At 49.1% G+C, this 15,523-nt stretch carries 16 protein-coding genes; 8 read left to right on the top strand and 8 right to left on the bottom strand.

What is annotated here, in order from left to right; all coding sequences use genetic code 11:
- Positions 1-173: 173 nt before the first annotated feature.
- The 7 genes from J2Z65_RS20980 to J2Z65_RS20950 all read left to right on the top strand — a co-directional run bounded on the left by J2Z65_RS20980 (position 174) and on the right by J2Z65_RS20950 (position 6,494).
- Positions 174-1,079, top strand: coding sequence for an ArsR/SmtB family transcription factor (locus tag J2Z65_RS20980; protein WP_167051722.1), 906 nt, complete (start codon positions 174-176; stop codon positions 1,077-1,079).
- 275 nt (positions 1,080-1,354) lie between these two features.
- A complete protein-coding gene (locus tag J2Z65_RS20975) occupies positions 1,355-1,597 on the top strand; it encodes a hypothetical protein (protein WP_167051720.1) in 243 nt (80 codons plus the stop codon).
- A 144-nt stretch (positions 1,598-1,741) separates the two neighbouring features.
- Entirely contained in the window at positions 1,742-2,941 is a 1,200-nt protein-coding gene (locus J2Z65_RS20970) for an MFS transporter (RefSeq protein WP_167051718.1), read from the top strand.
- 43 nt (positions 2,942-2,984) lie between these two features.
- Complete coding sequence (locus J2Z65_RS20965) at positions 2,985-3,665, top strand: TIGR00266 family protein (RefSeq protein WP_167051716.1); 681 nt, start codon at positions 2,985-2,987, stop codon at positions 3,663-3,665.
- A gap of 302 nt (positions 3,666-3,967) precedes the next feature.
- Positions 3,968-4,717: an IclR family transcriptional regulator gene (locus tag J2Z65_RS20960; protein ID WP_167051714.1), complete on the top strand. Its 750-nt coding sequence runs from the start codon at positions 3,968-3,970 to the stop codon at positions 4,715-4,717.
- Positions 4,718-4,733: 16 nt separating this feature from the next.
- Positions 4,734-5,507, top strand: coding sequence for an SDR family NAD(P)-dependent oxidoreductase (locus J2Z65_RS20955; RefSeq protein WP_167051712.1), 774 nt, complete (start codon positions 4,734-4,736; stop codon positions 5,505-5,507).
- A gap of 87 nt (positions 5,508-5,594) precedes the next feature.
- Positions 5,595-6,494, top strand: coding sequence for a fumarylacetoacetate hydrolase family protein (locus tag J2Z65_RS20950; RefSeq protein ID WP_167051710.1), 900 nt, complete (start codon positions 5,595-5,597; stop codon positions 6,492-6,494).
- A gap of 90 nt (positions 6,495-6,584) precedes the next feature.
- On the opposite strand, the gene J2Z65_RS20945 is transcribed toward J2Z65_RS20950, so the two are convergent.
- Genes J2Z65_RS20945 through J2Z65_RS20925 form a run of 5 tightly spaced genes read right to left on the bottom strand, consistent with a single transcriptional unit; the run spans position 6,585 to position 11,378 of the window.
- Complete coding sequence (locus tag J2Z65_RS20945; RefSeq protein ID WP_167051708.1) at positions 6,585-7,769, bottom strand: acetyl-CoA C-acetyltransferase; 1,185 nt, start codon at positions 7,767-7,769, stop codon at positions 6,585-6,587.
- Positions 7,766-8,440, bottom strand: coding sequence for a 3-oxoacid CoA-transferase subunit B (locus J2Z65_RS20940; RefSeq protein ID WP_167051706.1), 675 nt, complete (start codon positions 8,438-8,440; stop codon positions 7,766-7,768). The genes J2Z65_RS20945 and J2Z65_RS20940 overlap by 4 nt, the downstream gene beginning before the upstream one ends.
- Complete coding sequence (locus tag J2Z65_RS20935; RefSeq protein WP_167051704.1) at positions 8,437-9,144, bottom strand: CoA transferase subunit A; 708 nt, start codon at positions 9,142-9,144, stop codon at positions 8,437-8,439. The genes J2Z65_RS20940 and J2Z65_RS20935 overlap by 4 nt, the downstream gene beginning before the upstream one ends.
- A gap of 44 nt (positions 9,145-9,188) precedes the next feature.
- Positions 9,189-9,974: a 3-hydroxybutyrate dehydrogenase gene (locus tag J2Z65_RS20930; RefSeq protein ID WP_167051702.1), complete on the bottom strand. Its 786-nt coding sequence runs from the start codon at positions 9,972-9,974 to the stop codon at positions 9,189-9,191.
- 24 nt (positions 9,975-9,998) lie between these two features.
- A complete protein-coding gene (locus tag J2Z65_RS20925; protein ID WP_167051700.1) occupies positions 9,999-11,378 on the bottom strand; it encodes a GntP family permease in 1,380 nt (459 codons plus the stop codon).
- Between the two features lie 167 nt (positions 11,379-11,545).
- On the opposite strand from J2Z65_RS20925, the gene J2Z65_RS20920 reads away from it, so the two are divergent.
- A complete protein-coding gene (locus tag J2Z65_RS20920) occupies positions 11,546-12,436 on the top strand; it encodes a LysR family transcriptional regulator (RefSeq protein WP_167051698.1) in 891 nt (296 codons plus the stop codon).
- On the opposite strand, the gene J2Z65_RS20915 is transcribed toward J2Z65_RS20920, so the two are convergent.
- From J2Z65_RS20915 to J2Z65_RS20905, 3 genes are all read right to left on the bottom strand, one after another.
- Positions 12,433-13,260, bottom strand: coding sequence for a metallophosphoesterase family protein (locus J2Z65_RS20915; RefSeq protein WP_167051695.1), 828 nt, complete (start codon positions 13,258-13,260; stop codon positions 12,433-12,435). The two genes, J2Z65_RS20920 and J2Z65_RS20915, sit on opposite strands and share 4 nt — an antisense overlap.
- Before the next feature lie 175 nt (positions 13,261-13,435).
- Complete coding sequence (locus J2Z65_RS20910) at positions 13,436-14,446, bottom strand: cohesin domain-containing protein (protein ID WP_167051693.1); 1,011 nt, start codon at positions 14,444-14,446, stop codon at positions 13,436-13,438.
- On the bottom strand, positions 14,443-15,327 hold the full coding sequence (locus J2Z65_RS20905) for a carbohydrate ABC transporter permease (protein ID WP_167051691.1): 885 nt from the start codon (positions 15,325-15,327) through the stop codon (positions 14,443-14,445). Before J2Z65_RS20905 ends, J2Z65_RS20910 begins: the two co-directional genes overlap by 4 nt.
- Between the last annotated feature and the right edge of the window lie 196 nt (positions 15,328-15,523).

The following is a 15,523-nucleotide window of genomic DNA, read 5'->3' as shown; positions in this document are numbered from 1 at the left end:
TCACCTCGTAGTATAATTAATAAAAATATAAATCAGTTAATACAAATATTATGATATTGATTCTATTAAACAATAATCAATGCTTGATTTCAAGCCTTTCTTTGCGCATGCTTTGGATTTATATTTATATTTATATGAATCACTCGAAGTTTACCTATGAGGAGTTTGGTTTAATGATACGTGCGACAACAGACCGCAAATGGCTGCCGCTCTATGAAGCTTTGGCAAGCGATGTGCGGCTTCAAATTTTGGATCATCTTGCTGTGCAAGAAATGAATGTGAAGGATTTAGCCCAGACACTTGGCTTAAGCAGCGCCATTGTGACGATGCATGTGAAGAAGCTGGAGGCCGGAGGCCTGATTCACACGGCATTGGTTCGCAAGCAAGGCGGCACGCATAAAATATGCACGCTAGCCGTATCGCGCGTGGAGATTCAGCTGCCGCAGCAGAGCGAGCCCCAGCGCGTGTTCGATGAAGTGTCCATTCCTATCGGACATTACACGCGCTTTGAAGTCCAGCCTACGTGCGGTCTCGCAACGGCCGATCATGCCATCGGCCAATACGACGATCCGCGCTATTTCTTCGAGCCCGAGCGGATGCATGCGAAGATTCTCTGGTTCGGAAGCGGCTTCGTGGAATACCGAGTCCCGAACTATTTGCTCCCCAGCCAGACGCTGGAGGAGATTGAGATTTCGCTGGAGCTCGGCTCGGAAGCGCCGGGCATTGCCGAGAATTGGCCGTCGGACATCCATTTCTATGTCAACGGCACCCTGCTCGGCTATTGGACAAGTCCCGGCGATTCGGGGCAGGGCCGCGGGCATTTCACGCCCAGCTGGTGGCCGGACTCCATCAACCAATACGGTTGGTTGAAGGTGATCCGGATCACCGAGCAGGGCACTTTCCTTGACGGGCAGCGGCTCTCCGATGTCACGGTCAAGGATATCCCCATGTCCCGCAACGAGTGGACATTGCGGTTTGAAGTGCCGGAGCATGCGGCGCATGTCGGCGGGCTTACGCTGTACGGTGAAGGCTTTGGCAACTATAACCGGGATATTGTTTTTCGTACCTACCGGCGGTAGGTGTGCGGCGTGGTGCGGATGTGGTGCGGATTCGGCGGGTGACGACGTTGGAAAGCAGCGTTTCGGAGGGGATAAAGGAGCGTTTAAGATGATTTTTCGACGTTTCAGCTGCACTTTTTCCAATTGGCACTACGTTAGCGCTGAAAAACAGCCTTTCAGCAGTGTCCAAGCCCCCCCCTCACCTTTAACCAAGTTAGTTATGTAAACTTTCAGTCATATATGGAGACCTCTGGCAATACAGTAAGGTAAATGACTGAGAGGGAGTTGATCTTTCGATGCCAGAACAACAGAATGCGCCTGTACTAAGTGTCAAGGATTGGATGATTACGATCCTGCTGCTAGCCATCCCAATTGTGAATATCATCTTGTTATTCGTGTGGGCATTCAGCAAAGGGGAAAACCCATCGAAATCGAACTATGCCAAAGCCAGCCTCATTTGGGCGGCAATCGGTCTTGTCATCTATATTGTTTTTGTTGTTATCATTTTCGGCACAGTGATGTCCAGTTATCATACATAATCTTAAGCTCTTAGCCTTGCAGCTATTTCTCTGCTCAATAGGCAGCCATTCCATTTTGGGATGGCCTTTTTATTTTCCATGCCCCAATAAATGGCTTCCAAGTGAAGTATGCTATACTGGAAAAAAAGTTAAGGAGCCTCTCTGATGCCTACACCCTTACATTGGAAAAAGTCATTATGGATATTATGGGGGGCTAACTTTTCCATCATGTGCGGCATGAACCTTATTCTTCCGTTTCTGCCGCTCTACGTTGGTCAACTTGGGGTACACGAGGTAGGCGATGTCGTGCGCTGGACAGGCTGGATCGTTGCTGCCCAGTTTATCACCTCGTTCCTGACGCAGCCCCTCTGGGGCGCCATCGCGGATCGCCGCGGACGCAAAATTATGCTGCTTCGCGCCGGCTTTGGCATGGCTGTTGTGACCGCCTTGATGGGGATTGTCACGGAACCATGGCAGCTGCTTGCGCTTCGGCTGTTGAATGGCTTTTTCTCCGGCTTCATCTCGATGGCCGTCTCGCTGCAAGCCTCTCTGACACCGCCGGAACATTCCGGAAAGTCGCTCGGCACGCTGCAGACGGGATCAATCGCCGGATCGCTCATCGGCCCTTTGATCGGGGGCCTGCTGGCCGGAATGATCGGTTACAGCCATGTGTTCTTTTTCACAGGCGGTCTCATGCTCTGCGCAAGTCTCATTGTGATGATTTTCATCCATGAGGAACGCAAAGTTCCTGCTCCGAAAAAAGCACGCCAACGCACGGAATGGCGCCTCTTTCGGCCTCTGCTGCCGGTATTTGCCGCTTCGTTGATTACGCAAATCGGGATGATGAGCATCGAGCCGATTGTGACGGTTTACGCCAAGACGCTATACTCGGGTAATCATTTAGAGCTGCTCGCCGGGTTAGTAGTAGCGATTACAGGTATCGCCAACTTGTTTGGCGCTCCAACCTTAGGCAGGCTTGGGGACCGTATCGGTCAGCGCAAAACGCTGGTCATTGCCTTGTCGATGGCGGCTATAGCCTTCATTCCGCAGGCTTTTGCTGGCGGTATTACGATGCTGCTGGTCGGAAGATTCCTGCTGGGATTGTTCATCGGAGGCATGATCCCTTCCCTGAACGTGCTTGTCTTAAAACTGGCCCCCACCCAAATTCAGGGGACCGCGTATGGATTTAACACTTCTTCGCTATTTCTCGGCAATCTGATTGGCCCTTTGCTTGGCAGTCATTTTGCAGCGGCGTATGGGTTCAAGTCGGTGTTCTATGTCACGATGGGCATCCTGCTGCTTTGTGCCATATTCGTTTACTCGAATCGCAGTTTAGAGGCTGCACGCCCGTCAAAGACGGGTTGACCACTTTGTTATTCAAATTATACCAATTTTTGGAGGATGGATTATGAAACACGAAATTTTATATAAAGGCGCATTCCCTATGCTGCGCGTGGAGCTTGAAGCTGGTGAAAACATTAAGGCGGAGGCCGGAGCCATGGTCTCTATGTCGCCCAACGTTGAGCTCAAAGGAACTGTAGATGGCGGCATTATGCGCGGACTTGGCCGAATGCTGAGCGGCGAGAAATTTTTCTTCCAAGAACTGACGCCAACTCGGGGAAGCGGTGAAGTTCTATTGGCACCTTCGGTGATCGGCGACATTGAAGCTGTCGAGCTTGACGGATCGTACAAGCTGTACGTGCAAAAGGACGGCTTTCTCGCCGGAACCTCCGGCATTCAGGTGAATACCAAAATGCAAAACCTAATGAGCGGCTTCATGTCAGGCGAAGGTTTCTTTATCGTTGAAATTAGCGGTAGAGGCACCGTTTTCCTCTCCTCCTACGGAGCTATTCATGCCATTAATCTTGCGCCTGGACAAGAGGTAGTCATTGATAACGGGCACCTGGTCGCATGGCCGGATTATACGCAGTATACGATTGAGAAAGCAGCCAAAGGCTGGCTGTCGAGCTTCACAAGCGGTGAAGGCGTAGTATGCCGGTTCCGCGGCGAAGGCGTGGTGCTCATTCAAACGAGAAACCCGCAAAGTTTCGGCGGATGGGTGAAACAGTTCATACCGGGCGCAAGGTAGTTCGTGTTGACTGTCAGTCATGTTCCAAAAGGGGAGCTAAGCCGCTAGTTGCCTTGCCTCAATATAGCCCTTGCAACACTGCTACAAAGCAGTGTTGCAAGTTTTTTTTGCGTTTGCTCTTGCTCATGCTCCTGCTCTCGCACTCGCCCTCCCCTTTTCGCAATCCCATACCGCCTGTACGGCCTTCAGGTGACAGCAGCTTCCATCTTCCCACTCGTTTTTTCCGTTGGTCTATGCTATGATGGTTTTAATCATTAAACTTAGTTTTGTATATAAAACCAACTGAATTAGGAGGCCCACGATTGGATGATAAGTATCGCGTTCCGGCTATTGAACGTGCTCACCTCATACTCAAGGAAATCTCACTGCAGCCCGGTCAGCTGAAACTCATCGATCTATCGCGGTCGCTCAGCATCAACAAAAGCTCAATGTACTCCTTGCTTTTAACGCTGGAGAACTTGGGATGGATCGAGAAAGAGGCTGGCGAAACCTACCGTCTGGGACGGGAGCTGTCTCGCTTGGGCCATGCGGCTATACAGCATCGTGACTTGAACGAGTCGTTCCACAAAGAAGCTTCCCTCACTAAACTGAAGCTCGGGGAATCGCTGCAGCTTGCCCGATTGGACGGTAACGAAGTACTCTATCTCGCCAAAGAGGAAGCGCCCACACCTGTCCGGCTCGCTTCAGGACCAGGCATGCGGCTGCCTGCCCATGCTACTGCACTTGGCAAGGTCATGCTGGCGGATCTCAGCGATGAGGAGCTTGAAGTGCTTTTCGGCGCGAATCAAGAGCCGTTTTCTCAGCTAACTGTGCATTCCATTACCTCTTTGCAAGCCTTGAAAAAAAACTTGGAGCAAATACGCACCCAAGGCTTTGCGCTCGATTTGGAAGAAGCTGTCATCGGATTCAGCTGCGCAGCCGCTCCAATTCGAAATAGCGAAGGAAAAGTCATTGCCGCTGTCAGCTGCTCGATGATGTTACCTCAGTGGGAACAGAAGAAGCAGATCTGTATAGAAGAAGTTTGTAAGCTGGCTCATCAACTATCCGAATAGCAAAGGAGAATTGAACATGCGGTTGCACAACAAAGTCATTCTCATCACAGGCGCAGCTTCAGGAATTGGCAAAAGTACGGCTCTCTTATTTGGCCGGGAAGGCGCTCAGGTCATCGTGAATGATCTCGACGAAGTCAAAGGTACCGAGACTGTAAATGAAATTATCGGGGCCGGCGGAGCAGCCCGCTTCATACAAGCGGATGTTACCCACTCCGACTCCGTCAAGGCGATGGTCGAACAAATCATTCAGGCCTACGGCCGAATTGACGTGCTCTTCAACAACGCGGGAATTAGCGGCGTCGGCGCTCTTCACGAGCTGGAGCCTGACGCGTGGGACCGCATCATGAGCATTAATGTGAAGGGTGTCTTCCTCCCTTCGAAGCACGTTCTCCCCCATATGATGGAACGCAAATCAGGTTCTATCATCAATATGTCTTCCTGCATTGCCGAGATCGGACTGGCCCGCCGCGCCTCTTATGCTGCAACGAAAGGCGCCGTTCTTGCGCTAACCAAATCCATGCAGGTGGATTATGCTTCCTATGGCATTCGGGTGAATGCGCTGCTTCCCGGGACGATTTTGACCCCTTTTGTTGAAAATTATCTCCGCACCTCGTATGACGATCCTGAGGTTGCGATCGCGTCTTTGAAATCCAGACAACTGAGCAACGAGATGGGACGTCCTGATGACGTCGCCTTAGCCGCTTTGTTCCTCGCTTCTGATGATTCCAAGTTCATGATGGGCTCACCGCTTTATATTGACGGCGGCGTGACTTTCGGCAAGAACGCCTAATTTTATCGGCTGCTGCACTTGTTCGTGCATACATTTCATTCATGCTTTTCATGCCCTCATACATTCAATTATTCAGGAGGTTCTCTTATGAAACTGCTTACATTTAGCAAAAATAGCTCGCACACGCTCGGCATTCAAACGGATTCCGGTGTGCTCGATGTCGTTCAAGCCGTCCAACAGTTGTCCCCTGCGTTCACTGTTCCTACCACGGTAATGGAAGCCATTGAAGGCGGTACTTCCGCTACCGATGCACTTCATCAGCTTGTGAACCTTGCCCTTGAAAGCAAAGACCGCGATTCTCTTCTGCTCAGCGAAGCATCCCTCAACTACGGTCCATGCGTCACGCAACCCGGCAAAATTATTTGCGTAGGGCTTAACTACCGCAAGCATGCGGAAGAAACGAATGCCCCGATCCCGCAGTATCCGATTCTTTTTAACAAATTTAACAATACGCTGACAGGACATGGGCATGACATCGCCCTTCCCCGTGTAACCAAGGAAGTCGATTATGAGGCCGAGCTCGTCATCGTCATCGGGAAACAGGCTAAATATGTCTCCAAAGAGCAAGCGCTGGAGCATGTCTACGGCTATTGCTGCGTGAACGATCTCTCCGCGCGCGATCTGCAGATGCGCACTGCACAATGGCTGCTCGGCAAGTCATGCGATGACTTCAGCCCGCTCGGGCCGTACTTGGTTACAGCAGACGAGGTCGGCAATCCGAATGACCTGAAAATCAGCACCACGGTTAATGGCAAGGTGCGTCAAAACTCGAATACAGCGGATATGATTTTCCACTGCGACGAGGTTGTCAGCTATATTTCTCAGCATATGACTTTATACCCCGGAGACATCATTCTCACAGGAACACCGGAAGGCGTCGTGCTCGGCGATCCGGTTGATAAGCGCGTTTATTTAAAAGACGGCGATGTCGTAACGATTTCTATTGAGAAATTAGGCAGCTTAACCAATCGCATGGTTAACGAATAAACAAATCCCCCCATATCGAGAGTACTTCGACAAGGTGACATCACCTTTCAAGTGCTCTCCTTATGGGGGGTTCATGCCTTACCTGCACGCTTATCCTCGCTCCACCAACATCGCTACTCCTTGTCCGCCGCCAATGCATAACGCCGCCACACCCAGTTTGCCGTCTCTTTTGTCCAACTCATGCAGCAGCGTAACCAGAATGCGAGCTCCGCTGGCGCCAATCGGATGCCCAAGGGCAATCGATCCGCCGTTGACATTTAACTTCTCGCGCGCAACGCCCAACTCGCGACCAACAGCCAAAGACTGAGAAGCAAAAGCTTCATTCAGCTCGAATAAATCAACGCTGTCTAAGGACACGTCTGTTTTACGGAGCAGTTTGCGAACAGCATCAACCGGCCCCATGCCCATCATCGACGGATCTAAGGCTGCGCTTGCATAACCTTTAATTCGAGCTAAAGGCTTCAATCCACGTTCCTTAGCCTTATCTGCAGACATAACAACAAGAGCTGCGGCTCCGTCATTAATGCCTGATGCGTTCCCCGCTGTGACCGTGCCCTCTTTCTTGAACGCCGGACGAAGCTTGCCAAGGATCTCAGCCGTCGTACCTGCCCGAGGAAACTCATCCTGCGCGAACTGCATCGGATCGCCTTTTCTTTGCGGGATAGCTACCGGCACAATTTCATCTTTGAATCTGCCTGATGCAATGGCTTGTTCCGCCTTCAGCTGGCTCCATGCAGCGAATTCATCCTGCTCCTCTCGTGAAAGACGATGATGCTCCGCAATATTCTCGGCGGTGATGCCCATATGGATGTCGCACATCGCGCACCATAATCCGTCTTTGATCATTGAATCTACCATGTTGCTGTCGCCTAAACGCAAGCCCGAGCGTACCCCTGGCAAGAGATAAGGTGCTTGCGTCATATTTTCCATACCGCCTGCCACCACGATCTCGGCATCGCCAAGGCTCACAGATTGTGCGGCCAGCATGACGGACTTCAAGCCAGATCCGCACACCTTGTTAATCGTCAAGGCGGGTATGAAGTGCGAATACCCAGCCTTGAGCCAAGCCTGTCTGGCCGGATTTTGCCCAAGTCCTGCCTGAAGTACATTCCCCATGATGACTTCATCAACTTGTTTGTCAGTTAGACCCACTCTCTTCAAAGCCTCTTGGAAAACAGTACTACCGAGCTGCGGAGCAGATATGTCCGCCAGTGCGCCCTGAAAGGTGCCAATGGCTGTACGAACTGCGCTTACAATTACGACTTCTCTATTCATAACAATCCCCCTCCCATCTGAAGCTCATTCTGAAGATGAGGGCTAATTGTAAACTGCGCTTCTGTATGGGCCGCGACCTCTTCCATCGTCGCTCCCGGCTGAATGCTGTTTAATACCATGCCGCTATCCGTAAAATCAAAGACGGCTAGTTCTGTGATCAGACGATTCACCACTCCCTTGCCTGTCAAAGGCAGGGTGCATGCCTTTTTCACCTTGGACTCACCTGATTTATTCACATGTTCCATGATGACTATGACCCGTTTGGCCCCATTGACCAAGTCCATGGCGCCCCCCATCCCTTTTACCATTTTTCCTGGAATCATCCAGTTCGCCAAATCCCCATTCTCCGCAACCTCCATACCGCCAAGAATCGCTAAGTCAATATGGCCGCCTCGGATCATGGCGAAAGATTCTGCACTGTCAAAAAAGGACGCGCCCGCCACGGCCGTTACCGTTTCCTTGCCGGCATTAATCAAATCCGGATCTTCCTCACCCGCATAGGGGTAGGCTCCGATGCCCAAAAGCCCATTTTCCGATTGCAGCATAACCGTCATTTCTGGGGGAATATAATTGGCTACCAGTGTAGGCAGGCCAATGCCTAAATTGACATACATGCCCTCTTTGATTTCCTCGACTGCGCTTTTGATAATGGATAGTCGGTCATTCTTCATTCCGATACCTCCTTACTGCGAACGGTGAGACGCTCGATCCGTTTCTCATAGGACGCACCCTTCACAATCCGCTGCACATAAATGCCAGGCGTATGAATATCGTCCGGATTCAGTTCTCCTAACGGTACAATTTCTTCTACCTCAACAATCGTCACTTTCCCGGCTGTTGCCGCCAGCGGATTGAAGTTGCGCGATGTTTTACGGAAAACCAGATTGCCCAGGGGGTCAGCTTTCCAAGCTTTGACTAAGGCAAAATCGCCAACAATCCCTTTTTCGAGCAGGTAGGTGCGCCCATCAAACTCTTTATGCTCTTTGCCTTCTGCAACTAAAGTGCCTACGCCTGAAGCTGTATAAAACCCCGGAATCCCCGCACCGCCTGCGCGAATTCGTTCGGCAAGCGTACCTTGGGGGACCAGCTCTACTTCGAGCTCCCCGCTCAGGAATTGCTGCTCAAATGTTTTGTTTTCTCCTACGTAGGAGGAAATCATTTTCTTAATTTGTTTATTCGCCAGCAGAAGACCAAGTCCACAATCATCGACCCCGCAGTTATTGCTGACTACGCATAAATCTTTGGTTCCTTGCTTCTTAAGCGCCGCAATCAAATTCTCCGGAATTCCGCAAAGCCCGAAACCGCCAACGATTAGCGTAGCTCCGTCGCGAATATCCGCTACAGCTTCCTCCATGGAAGAATATAGCTTGCTCATGCTGATTCATCTCCTCTCCCGATCCCTAAGTTGAATATTTATCTCTACTGGGCTGTGTATCCGCCGTCGATTAACAGCGATGCCCCCGTGACTCCCCGCAATTTATCGCTGGCAATTAACATCGCGTAATCTGCAATTTCCTCTACGGCCAGAAGCCGTCTTTGTGGAACCAATGGGTAAATGACTTCTTCCAGCACACTTTCCAGAGGAACATTCCGCGTTTTGGCTAAATCCTGCAGCTGCCCTCTCACAAGCGGCGTATCGACATAACCCGGACATAGGGCATTCACGGTTATGCCGTGGGCTGCTCCTTCGAGTGCCGCTACCTTCGTTAAGCCAATTAATCCATGTTTAGCGCTGTTATAGGCGGCTTTGCCTGCAAATCCAATGACGCCGTTAATTGAAGCCATATTAATGATCCGTCCAAAGCCTTGATCCTTCATTATAGGAAACGCATATTTAATGCCGATAAAAGCGCCCGTCAACATTACCTGGAGCATGAAATTAAACTTCTCCACGGGGAATTCTTCGATGGGAGCCACATGCTGCAGCCCCGCATTATTCACGAGAATGTCTAATCGTTTATAGGTTTGAACCACTGTTTCAATGGCTCGAACAAATTGCGGCTCCTGCGTTACGTCGCACTTGATCCCTATAGCTTCATAGCCTTCTTGCTGTAGATTATGCGCAGCCAGACTCGCCTGCTCCCCATTCATGTCGGAAATGACCACCTTGGCTCCTTCCCGTGCATAAGTACGAGCGATCTCTAGTCCAATACCGCTTGCAGCGCCTGTTATCAACGCCACTCTATTTTCCAAAAACCTTGTCATTGCGTTTACCTCCATTGTGTACGACTAAAAAATAGATAATAGGATTGCGAGCACTAATACCGTTACTGTTTTGATAACCGTAATGGCAAAAATATCTTTGTAGGATTGACGATGTGTGAGTCCGGTAATGGCCAGAAGTGTGATAACGGCCCCGTTATGCGGGAGTGTATCCATACCACCTGAAGCCATAGAAGCAATCCGATGCAGCAATTCCGGACTAATTCCGGCTGCGTTTGCAGCTTCCAAATACTGTTTGCCCATGACCTCCAAAGCGATGGACAAACCTCCTGATGCGGAGCCCGTTACACCCGCTAAGACATTCACGGAAATGGCCTCCGAGATAAGCGGATGAGAACTCAAGCCTAAGATCCAGCTTTGGATGGCTTTGAAGCCTGGCAGTGTTTTCACCACATTACCAAAACCTACCTCAGAGGCAGTGTTGAAAATAGCCAGTAGTGCCCCCATAGCCGCAGCCGTTAATCCCGCCGCCAATTTGCTGTGAACAACGCGTGCATTAATGCAAATCGCGGAGAGAATACCGATGAGCAAGGCCACAATCAATGCCCAGGACGATGAAACCGTTTTCACATTTGCGATATTAAATGTTTTCAAAAGATCTGCGGAATACCAGTTATTTACCGTCAAGAAGCCTCTGCTCAGCAAATAGTTAAATACCAGGACCAGAACCAACGGGATGATCGACACCCACAGGTTCGGAAATTTCTGATCGTCCAACATATCAGGCTCATTCTTATGTCCTTGACCATACCCTTCACCCGCAGCTTCGGCCTGCCTGCGCCGGCGCTCCAACCAGAACAACCCTAAGCCAAATACGAGCAGACCGCCGACAATACCGAGAATTGGAGCCGCATAGGAATCTGTGCCAAAATAAGTTGTAGGAATAATATTCTGAATTTGCGGCGTTCCTGGAAGCGCATCCATAGTAAAAGTAAAGGCGCCCAAAGCAATGGTACCAGGGATTAATCTCTTAGGAATATTCGCTTCGCGAAAGATTGAAACCGCGAACGGATATACGGCAAACGCTACTACAAATAAGGAAACACCACCATACGTCAGGATGCCGCAGGCAAGAACGACAGAGAGCATGGCTCTTTTGGAACCCAGTGCTTTCACTAGCGATTGGGCGATAGAGGATGCCGCACCGTTCAATTCCATGACCTTACCAAACACAGCGCCTAATAAGAAAATCGGGAAAAAGCTTTTCACATAATTGGCTGCGTTCAGCATATACACTTCAGTATAGCTCGGCATTAAGGCAATACCCGAAATCCATACTGCCAGCAAGGTGAAAATAGGAGCGAACACGATAACAGGGTAACCTCTGTAAGCAAAAAACATCAGAAGGCCTAGGGATAACACAATCGCAATGATCTCAACAAACATGGTTCGGTCTCCTTTATGATTATTTGTGAAGCGCTTTCACAAACCCGAAAATGTGACGAAATTGGTAACGTTTCACTTAGTTTTAGTTTACATGCAGATTCTCACAAGGTAAAATTCATATTTGGAATCACATTAATGAAAAAAAGCTATAGGTCGGGGATGATCCTTTGGATATACGCCAGTTACATTACCTGCTTGAGATTGCTAAACATATGAACTTTACCAAGGCCGCCGAAGCCCTTCACCTTACCCAACCTACCCTTAGCAAAATGGTGAAAAATATAGAAGAGGAACTGGGCGCCACTCTATTTGACCGTTCCGGTAAGTACGTCCAATTGACGGACTCGGGGCAGGCCGCCGTTCAGCAAATCGGGGTCATCGTGCAGGCCGTTCAAGATCTTCATCTCGTATTAGATGATGTGGCCAACCTAAAAAAAGGAACCATTACCATCGGGCTCCCCCCGGTAGTTGGCTCCGTTTTCTTTGCGCGCGTGATCGCGAAATTCCAAACCATACATCCCAGCATTCATTTTCAAATAGTCGAAGAAGGCGCTAAACATGTGGAAAACCTTGTTCATAACCGCAAGCTGGATCTTGGTGTCGTCGTAGGACCTGTGGATACGTCCGCCTTTGAAACCCTGCCTTTTATCTATCAAAAATTAGCTCTGATTATCCATCGTGAGCACCCGCTCGCAAAGCAATCCAGTGTGTCCCTCCTGCAGCTTAGAAGTGAACCCTTTATTCTGTTTCCCAGCGGCTATGCAGTCCGAAATCATGTGATTCATGCCTGTCGAACCGTTGGATTCGACCCCTCCGTTGTATATGAAAGCTCACAGTGGGACCTGTTGGCCGAGATGGTGGCATCGAAGGCAGGCATCTCCATCATCCCCGAGACCATTTGCAGCAAAATCACCAGTCCTGAGGTACTCACCTTACCTCTAACAGAGCCTTCTATCCCGTGGAATTTAGTTATCATTTGGCCTAAGGATCACTATGTATCTTATGCCATGCGTGAATTTATTTCGTTTAGCCAAAAGCTTTCCGATAATGAGCCTTAACCCTTGACGTCTACGACCAAGCTCCAATCCGCCTCGCTGCCTCTGGCTCCCTCGAGTGGATGAAAGCCCGACATGCTGCTTTTGACCAAGGCCATATTGTCTGCAAGCATCGGTTCGTCTATCGAAACAAGGTCGATTGTTACCTGCCCGTCTCTGATGTCAACGATTCTAAAAGCAGGAACATCCAGACATGCAGCCGTCTGTATATAGTGCCAATTCTCCTGCTTCACGATGGAATTCTCATGGTTGTGCCCGCAGAAGTAGAACCCGGAACCTGCTGCGGTATGAAGGACAGCTTTCATATCCAGTTCTGGATTTATGGACAATTTATCCAATGTTGATCGAGCGGTCGTGCCATACACCGGATGATGAGCAAAAATCATGACAGGCTTAGTGCCCGCTTGCGCCAGCTCAGTTTGCAGCCAAGCCAACTGCTCGGCATCGAGCTCTCCTCCCCAATCGGAGGGGTTCATTTCTTTGGTGGTATCCAGAAAAATGAGCGTCGCCTCTTCGTTGTGAATCGCATGATAGCGCTGTTGAGCGGTCAGGCTCATAATCTCATCTTTGGTCATGGAGTGAGCGTCATGATTGCCAAGCACATGGACGAACCGGCGTCCGCTGCCTTTTAACCGCTGAAACACATAGTCCAACTCCCCCGGTAAACCATCGTGCGTCAAATCGCCCAAAGAAATATGGAAATCCGCTTCCATCTCCACAAACGTTTGCAGCATAGCCGCATAAGCCCTCTCTTGGGCTTCAAGTACTTCCTCTGCTGCATTCCCCAGATGCGAATAATGAAAATCCCCCATCATGACCAACTTCATTCCGATCGCCTCCGTTACGATAATAAGCCTACTACAACACGACAATCTCATTTTATTCATTAGACTCAAAGTTTACAAGCCTAGAAATGGCACAGTGCCCGGGCCAACTTAACGTTGAACCGAGCACTGGTTATAGAGATAGTGCTCTCCTTTCTCCTCCGTTTCTGATAGATCGTTATTGCAGGATCAGTTTAGCGATACTTACGATATCCACGATGCTAATCTTGTTGTCATGATTGATATCCGCACTTTTCGCCTCATTCCAGTCGCTGCTAGCCGCTGTCTTCCCGTAATGCACGGCTGCTTTGCCTAAGTCTCCAATATCGATGGCGTTATCCCCATTGACATCTCCCGGCGCATAAACCGTAATGATCTGTCCGCTAAAGGCTTGTAGCGCTTGGTTTAACGCAATGGCTGAGTCTTCCAGATGCTGCTGCGTAGCTGCAGGATCCGAATAGATGGCAGTGGCAGCTTGAATCGCGGATAGCAGCACTGCTTTGGAGCCGGCCGCATACTGTCCGAAATGGGTTCCTTCTACCGCATGATCATAAATGGACTGCGCCAAGCCGATGACCGTCTGCAGCAATGTCTTATCTATCGCCGTAATCGAAACCGTCAGATTAGCGGGAGTAGCATCCAACTTCTGCCCCAGCCCGTTGGAAACAGCTACTTTGGTCAGTACCAGATTCGTTGTCGTGGACGGGTGATTCGGCTTCGCGATCCAATTGAATTTAAATACATCTCCGCTTGCCGTTACCACTCCCGTATTCCCTTGGCTCACAGCGATAATCCGAATTTGGCCGGGTACGTCGGTTTGAGTCTGAACCTCAGTAAATCCAGAAATTAACGGATCTACGGATACAAAGTCGATGGTATCAGCGTCGAAAGCTACGGTAATATCCGCCATGCTGAGCGAGTTAACAAAGCCGACTAGCATATTCGCTTTCTCAAACGCAACGGCAAAATTGTGAAGCGACCAGCTCTTCGGAAGCGAAAACGGCGATGTTGCCGCGAGCTCCGGCGATGTTTTGAAAGCTGCGAAAACAACGACAAGCAGCGGAACGAAAATAATTAACGTAATGATGGCTAGAATGACGTAATAAAGCGTTTTACCGAGGAAGGAAAGCATTTCAGCCTTTTCCAATTTGTTTGGATTGATAGCAGTCTCTGTTTGGGACATACTCATGATGATTTTTCTCCCTTCTCACGGATCAATAAGTTTTGAATGAAACTGAATGCGATGATCATAATCATCAAAATAATGGCCATTGCCGAAGCTAAACCAAAACTATTGAACTTAAATGCTGTATTGATCGTGAAAATGGTGAACGTGCTACTTGAAGTTCCAGGACCGCCTTGTGTAACCAGAAAAGGAATATCGAATACTTGGAGTGCTCCCCGAATATTCAAGAACAAGATAATTTCAATGACGCGGCGAATACCTGGCAGAACGATATAACGAATCTGCTGCACTTTATTTGCTCTGTCAATGGTTGCAGCTTCATACAGATCGTTCGGGATGGACTGGACGCCAGCCAGGAATAAGATGATATGAAACCCTGCAAACCGCCATAGCGAGATAGCAACAAGCGAATAGTTTACAATTTTCACATCACTAAGCCAGTTATGAATCCAACCTTCCAAGCCGACGGCCGTTAACAGCTCGTTGACCGGACCGTTCACCGGGTTGTACAAATAGCTGAAAATGTAAGCGACAGCTACACCATTGATGATGTAGGGCAGTAGAATGATAGAGCGAAAAAATTCACTGGCTCTCATCTTGGCATTTAACATAACCGCTAATAAAATCTCAAACGGAATTAACAACGCATGGATGATAAAATAAAGCCAGTTGTTCGAAAGCGATTGCCAAACCTGCGACATTTTGAGCGCTTTCAAATAATTATCAAATCCTACAAAGTGCAGTTCCCTGCTGATCCCATTCCAGTCAGTCATACTGTATTCAAACAGCTTCACTGTTGGATAAATCAGAAATAACAGTAATAATCCAACCGGCAATGCCAGAAAAGAAAAAACAAGCACTCTCTTTTGCATCATGTTACTCATGTGCTCCCCCTCATTCCTTGATCTATAATGTTGTAATGACTAGGTTTATCCCTTAGATCATCTTTTTGTAAGCCTAATTTTAGAGAGATTGGACACGCTTTCACATGATAATTTTTGTGCTTTCAATTGATAAATTTTGTTGGCCGACAAAAATAAACCCGGAAGAATCAGCATTTTGATTCATCCAGGCTTGTGA

It is taken from the genome of Paenibacillus aceris (assembly GCF_017874035.1).
In the GTDB taxonomy this organism is placed as follows: domain Bacteria; phylum Bacillota; class Bacilli; order Paenibacillales; family NBRC-103111; genus Paenibacillus_E; species Paenibacillus_E aceris.
This window is presented reverse-complemented; position numbering and strand designations above follow the sequence as displayed.